At 45.8% G+C, this 6,506-nt stretch carries 6 protein-coding genes; 3 read left to right on the top strand and 3 right to left on the bottom strand.

Features of this window, described 5'->3' with window-relative positions:
• Together QTO00_RS12040 and QTO00_RS12035 are read left to right on the top strand one after the other, a co-directional pair.
• Positions 1–1,624, top strand: a 1,624-nt coding sequence (locus tag QTO00_RS12040) for an AMP-binding protein (RefSeq protein ID WP_331425035.1), incomplete at its 5' end; no start/stop codon positions are given.
• Between the two features lie 102 nt (positions 1,625–1,726).
• Positions 1,727–2,626 (top strand): LysR substrate-binding domain-containing protein, encoded by a 900-nt coding sequence (locus QTO00_RS12035; protein WP_331425034.1) that lies wholly within the window; start codon positions 1,727–1,729, stop codon positions 2,624–2,626.
• A 10-nt stretch (positions 2,627–2,636) separates the two neighbouring features.
• Here QTO00_RS12035 and QTO00_RS12030 read toward each other — a convergent pair whose 3' ends face one another.
• Positions 2,637–2,843, bottom strand: a complete 207-nt coding sequence (locus QTO00_RS12030) for a DUF1127 domain-containing protein (protein ID WP_331425033.1) — start codon at positions 2,841–2,843, stop codon at positions 2,637–2,639.
• Positions 2,844–2,940: 97 nt separating this feature from the next.
• Between QTO00_RS12030 and QTO00_RS12025 the strand changes: the two genes are divergently transcribed.
• On the top strand, positions 2,941–3,873 hold the full coding sequence (locus QTO00_RS12025; RefSeq protein ID WP_331425032.1) for a LysR substrate-binding domain-containing protein: 933 nt from the start codon (positions 2,941–2,943) through the stop codon (positions 3,871–3,873).
• A 56-nt stretch (positions 3,874–3,929) separates the two neighbouring features.
• Here QTO00_RS12025 and fusA read toward each other — a convergent pair whose 3' ends face one another.
• Together fusA and QTO00_RS12015 are read right to left on the bottom strand one after the other, a co-directional pair.
• Positions 3,930–6,017: an elongation factor G gene (gene fusA / locus QTO00_RS12020; RefSeq protein ID WP_331425031.1), complete on the bottom strand. Its 2,088-nt coding sequence runs from the start codon at positions 6,015–6,017 to the stop codon at positions 3,930–3,932.
• 227 nt (positions 6,018–6,244) lie between these two features.
• Positions 6,245–6,506 (bottom strand): nucleoside-diphosphate kinase (locus tag QTO00_RS12015; RefSeq protein WP_331425030.1); only part of this gene is annotated, 262 nt, incomplete at its 5' end.

The following is a 6,506-nucleotide window of genomic DNA, read 5'->3' as shown; positions in this document are numbered from 1 at the left end:
CTTAAAATGGGCAGAGGAACGCCCAAATGAAGTCTATTTAAAACAGATTATCAACCGAAAGTTTGTCGAGTACACCTACTCAGAAGTCGCAGAACAAGCGTTAAAACTCGTCACTGCACTCAATGATTTAGGACTGAAACCACGTGACAAAGTTGCTTTGGTTTCCAAAAACTGTGCCGAATGGTTTATCTGCGATCTTGCGATGATGTTAGGCGATTTCATCAGTGTTCCAATTTTCCCTACCGCTGGTGCAGATACAATTGAATACTGTGTTACACACAGTGAAAGTAAAGCTTTAATTGGCGGTAAGCTCGATGATTCAGTAGCAACTCAGCAAGTGATTGACTCTATGCCAGACTTAATCACCATTGCACTGCCTTACGATAGCGCGCCAAACTGTAAACATCAGTTCAAAGATATGATTGCTTCTGTAGAGCCAAGTAAGAGCCGACCGGAGCACTACGACGACAAACTCATGTCGCTAGTTTATACATCCGGTACCTCAGGGCTACCAAAAGGCGCTATGTTGACCTACGGCGCATTCAACTGGTCGGTAAAACAGCTTATTGACCATATTGGTATCGAAGAGAACGACCGTTTGTTCTCTTATTTGCCACTCGCTCACATCACTGAGCGTGTTTACATCTTCGGTTCATCGATTCAAGGTGGTGTTCAAACCGCCTTCCCAGAGTCGCTTGATACCTTCATTGAAGATGTAAAAATGCATCGTCCGACGCTATTCATCTCAGTTCCGAGGCTATGGACCCTGTTTCAACAACGTATCCAAGATAAGTTGCCACAGAAGAAACTCAACATTCTGCTGAAGATACCGTTCGTCAACTCGCTGATTAAAAAGAAACTTGCTGACGGCTTAGGTTTAGATCAAGCACGAGTATTGGGCTGTGGTTCCGCGCCTGTCTCCCCTGCTCTTCTCGAGTGGTACCACACTGTTGGCCTGAACATCACCGAAGCATGGGGCATGACCGAGTCTTTTGCTTACAGTACCATCAACTATCCGTTCCGCGCAGATAAAATAGGTACAGTTGGTAATGCAGGACCTGGCATCGAGCTTAAAATAGCTGATGATGAAGAGATCTTGGTGCGTGGTAAAGGTCTGTTCGCTGGATACTACAAGAACGACATCGCTACCCAGGAGTCCTTCAACCCCGAGGGTTGGTTACATACTGGCGACATTGGGTCTATTGATAGCGAAGGCTACTTAACAATTCAGGGACGTAAGAAAGACACCTTTAAAACCGCGAAAGGAAAATTTGTCGCGCCTGTACCTATTGAGAAGAAGCTATTTGAGTACAGCCGTGTGGAGATGATGTGCTTAATAGGACTTGGCTTGCCTGCTCCTATTCTGCTCGTCGTTCCTCACGACTTCCCGAACTTTGATCGAGCTCGATATGAGAGAACGACCAAAAAAGTTATTAAACGAATGAACCAGGAACTTGAGTCACATGAGCAGATTAAAGGCGTATTGATGATCAAAGACCCCTGGAGCATTGAAAACGGGATCTTAACACCAACGCTGAAGATCAAGCGCCACGTCCTAGAACAAAAATATCACGAGGTCGGTCAGAACTGGCCGAAAGGGCAATTGGTTGTGTGGGAAGAGTAACCTAACGCTCACGAATCCTAGGAGAGCCTCGGCTCTCCTTTTGCTTTTCTGCTCAAACCAATTATGATGCCATGTCAAAGGGACAAGACTTAGGGATTAGATATGGATGCAAGGCTGCATCACTTACCGGGATTACGCTACTTCGAAGTCGCGGCACGACTCAATAGCTATAGTCGAGCAGCGGAAGAGCTATTTATCAGCCAAGCCGCGGTCAGTCAGAAGATACGCCAACTGGAAGATGGCCTTGGCTGTAAGCTGTTTGTTCGTGATGGCCGAGAAATGCGCCTCACCGAGCAAGGTAAGATCCTATTCAAACATGTTTCACAAGGCTTTGAAAACATAGTTACTGGCCTGAATCAAATCCAAAGCGAGCCTGTTGAAGGATTGCTATGTGTGAGCTCGACGCCTTCGTTTGCTTCACGCTGGCTCTTGCCTCGATTGTGGAAGTTTTCCCTTCAACATCCCAACATCCCAATCCGTATTATCACAAGCTGTGACGCCCCTAACCTAAAACAGGGCGATGCTGACCTTGCGATTTGGCAAGGAGAAAAGCTAGATAGCAACACAGAGCAAAAGCTGCATAAAGAGTTTCTTTTTGAGGAAACTATTTTCCCTTTCTGCTCGCCTCAACTCGCGCAAAGCATTGAGCTAACAAGCCCTGAGCAATTACTTAATACTTGGCTTATCCACTATGAGTCAGGAGGTTACCCTTGGCAGACGTGGTTTGCTCAAGCAGGTGTCACCATGAATAAAGAGTCTGTACAGTGGATGGATGTCAGTACCTTTGATCATGCCATGAATGCCGTAATGGCGGGCCATGGAGCCTGCCTTGCGTCAGATTCATTGGCCAGTGACTATGTGGAACGAGGGCTACTTACCAAACCTTTCGATATTGGTATGACGCCCGGCATTCAGTTTAACCTCTTCTATGATAGTGAATCCCCTCGTAGGCAACGGATCGCGGCTTTCGCTCATTGGCTACACAGCGAAATCACTGAGTAGCCCAACAGGTTCATTTATCCCAAAAGTGGCGTATGCTCTCTTGGTGCGCCTGCTCTTTGGTTAAGCCAATGTCATTGAGTAAGTGTGCGGGTACATCTTTCAGCTGTTGACGAGTGCGATAGTTACGCCACCAGCGCTTAACTAGAGTTAAGATTTTTTTATCCCAAACTAAAGTGTCAGATAGTTTCTGTTTGTAGCCAAACTCTGAAGTTTCCATGATTATTTACCCCTCTTGTATTTAGTGGGTTAATAATCGACCATAGTACGGCAAGCCTCAAACGATACAAATTGACTCTCAGTTAAGGAAAACTAAAGTGAAAGAACGATTACCACCTCTTCAGGGAATCTATTACTTTTATACCGCAGCCAAACTAGGGAGTTTCAAACTCGCCGCACAAGAGCTCTATGTCACTGCTGCGGCAATTAGCCAACAGATCCGCCAGCTAGAAGATTTCCTCGGTGTGGAACTCTTCCTACGCCAGCACCGTAAAGTAGCCTTGACCATGGAAGGCGAGATCCTATATGAACAGGCACAACGCGGGTTTGAACACATACATAGAGGTGTTCGGCAAGTTAACCAAGATCCTAATCCGAACCAACTGTCTATCTCAACCTTGCCATCGTTCGCCCAGCATTGGCTTGTACCTAGAATCGGTCACTTTAGGCAGCAAAACCCCGACCTAGAACTGATGATCGAGCCCACCAGTGAACTGGTTGACTTTCAGAACTCTAATCTCGATTTATGCCTTCGCTATGGACCTGGAAACTACCCAAACATCACCAGTAAACTTCTGTTTGAAGAGTTACTCTATCCCGTCTGTCACCCTATCTATCAACAACAACATGGCATATATGAGCTCAGTGACCTTACAGGGGCAGACTTAATTGAAGACTATTGGCGCGATCTAGATTGGGGAATTTGGCTTAACAACATCGGCCACAAGGCTTCTAAGCCGTCACTAAAATACAATGGTTCCCATTTTGTTCTAGAGGGGGCTCTTGCCGTTCAAGGTGTTGCTCTCGCCAAACATACGTTAGCCCAGCGCTACATCGATGAAGGTAAACTGGTCAGAATTGGTAATCTAGCTCAAACCACTGATTACAAATACTTTCTTTGTGCACCTACCGCCTATTTTAAGCGAGAGAAAATCAAGCGTTTTTGCGAGTGGATCTATGCTCAAGCCGCAGAGTGCCGCAAATTAGATCAGTTAGGTTTAGAGATTATTGATAGCGGTAGCCCGAGATAAAAAAAGCCCCAGTCTCTCGACTGGGGCTTTCAAAGCTATCTAGCTAACTAAAAGAATTACTTCTTCTCGTTGCGCTCTTTAACTTCTGCGATTACTTGCTCAGCAACGTTTGCTGGACATGGTGCGTATTGACCGAACTCCATAGAGAACTGACCACGACCAGAAGTGATAGTACGTAGGTGGCCGATGTAACCGAACATTTCTGATAGAGGAACGTCAGCTTTAATACGAACGCCTGTAGTACCAGCTTGTTGGTCTTTGATCATACCACGACGACGGTTAAGGTCACCGATTACGTCACCAACGTTGTCTTCTGGAGTGAATACGTCAACTTTCATGATTGGCTCAAGAAGTTGTGCACCCGCTTTAGGCATAGACTGACGGAATGCGCCTTTAGCAGCGATTTCGTAAGCGATAGCTGAAGAGTCAACTGCGTGGAAACCACCGTCGAATAGTTCAACTTCTACGTCTAGAGTAGGGAAGCCAGCAAGAACACCAGTTTCCATCATAGATGCGAAACCTTTCTCAACTGCAGGCCAGAATTCTTTAGGTACGTTACCACCAACAACTGTTGAAGAGAACGTGAAGCCAGAGTTTGGCTCACCTGGGCGGATGCGGTAGTCGATCTTACCGAACTGACCAGAACCACCAGACTGCTTCTTGTGCGTGTAGCTATCTTCAACTGCTTGAGTGATAGTTTCACGGTAAGCTACCTGAGGAGCACCTACTTCAAGCTCAACGCCGTAAGTACGCTTAAGGATATCTACCTTAATGTCTAGGTGAAGTTCACCCATACCTTTCAGGATAGTTTCGCCAGACTCTTCGTCAGTCTCAACCTGGAATGATGGATCTTCTGCAACCATCTTACCGATAGCGATACCCATCTTCTCTGAACCGCCTTTGTCCTTAGGAGTTACAGCGATAGAGATTACTGGTTCTGGGAAGATCATAGCTTCAAGAGTACATTCGTGCTTAGGATCACATAGAGTGTGACCAGTTTGAACGTTCTTCATACCAACGATAGCGATGATGTCACCAGCTTGCGCTTCAGTCAGTTCGTTACGCTCATCAGCTTGCATCTCACACATACGACCGATACGCTCAGTCTTACCAGTTGCTGAGTTAAGGATAGTGTCACCCTTCTTCAGACGACCTGAGTAGATACGTACGAATGTTAGTGCACCAAAGCGGTCATCCATGATTTTGAATGCTAGCGCTTTTAGTGGCTCATCTGGAGATACAATTGCTACTTCGCCAGTTGGCTCACCAGTTTCTGGATCTGTTAGAGGCTGAGGATCAACTTCTGCTGGAGCTGGTAGGTAATCTACAACAGCGTCAAGGATAAGTTGCATACCTTTGTTCTTAAACGCAGAACCACAGAAAGTTGGGAAGAACGCTAGGTCACGTGTACCTTTACGGATACAACGCTTAAGGTCTTCGATAGAAGGCTCTTCACCTTCCATGTAAGCTTCCATTAGGTCGTCGTCTTGCTCTACAGCAGTCTCAACTAGCTCTTCACGGTACGCTTCTAGGTCATCAAGCATGTCCGCTGGAACTTCTTTGATTTCGTAGTTCTCTGGTAGACCTGTGTCATCCCATACGTAAGCTTGACGGTTTAGAACGTCTACAACACCAACGAAATCGTCTTCACGACCGATTGGCAGAGTCATTACTAGTGGGTTTGCACCAAGAACGTTTTTCACTTGATCAACAACGTTGAAGAAGTCTGCACCCATACGGTCTAGTTTGTTTACGAAGATTAGACGAGCAACTTCTGAATCGTTCGCGTAGCGCCAGTTAGTTTCTGACTGAGGCTCAACACCACCAGAACCACAGAATACACCGATACCACCGTCAAGAACTTTAAGTGAACGGTATACTTCTACTGTGAAGTCAACGTGTCCTGGAGTATCGATAACGTTTAGGCGGTGGCCATTCCACTCACATGTTACAGCAGCAGACTGGATAGTAATACCGCGCTCAGCTTCCTGTTCCATGAAGTCAGTTGTAGACTCACCGTCGTGTACTTCACCAGTTTTGTGGATTTTACCAGTAAGCTTAAGGATACGCTCAGTGGTGGTAGTTTTACCCGCATCAACGTGCGCGAAAATACCAATGTTTCTGTACTTTGATAAATCTGCCATTGTCTTACTCTGTTTATAAGGTATAAATTGCGCGCAGAGTATATCACAATCTGTCAAGACTGATACCCTTGCATGCACTGTATGTAAAAAAAACTTTTCTCACCAATATTAGCAGCTAATCAGCACTTAATGAGCCAATTTTGCCTAACTGATAAAGTTTTCTCAGAATAAAAATGCTGCTCATAAAAGCGACAAGCAGCATGTTCATTGTTCAATATGCCTAACGATTATCTAGGACATAACTCTGACTGTGGGAAGAAGAACTCGATTTCGCGAGCTGCTGACTCAGGGCTATCAGAGCCATGGACTGAGTTGTGGCGCATGCTTAATGCATAGTCAGCGCGGATTGTGCCACATGCAGCTTCTTCTGGATTGGTTTTGCCCATTAACTCACGGTAGCGAGCAATCGCATTTTCACCTTCAAGTACCTGAACCATGATAGGGCCAGATGTCATGAATTCTTTCAATGCAGGGAAAAACTCTTTGCCT

The organism is Vibrio sp. M260118 (assembly GCF_036533755.1).
Taxonomy (GTDB): domain Bacteria; phylum Pseudomonadota; class Gammaproteobacteria; order Enterobacterales; family Vibrionaceae; genus Vibrio.
This window is presented reverse-complemented; position numbering and strand designations above follow the sequence as displayed.

Coding starts and splice junctions, on each gene's coding strand:
- QTO00_RS12030 (WP_331425033.1), bottom strand. CDS start 2,843: ATGGAAACTTCAGAGTTTGGCTACAAACAGAAACTATCTGACACTTTA.
- fusA (WP_331425031.1), bottom strand. CDS start 6,017: ATGGCAGATTTATCAAAGTACAGAAACATTGGTATTTTCGCGCACGTT.
- QTO00_RS12035 (WP_331425034.1), top strand. CDS start 1,727: ATGGATGCAAGGCTGCATCACTTACCGGGATTACGCTACTTCGAAGTC.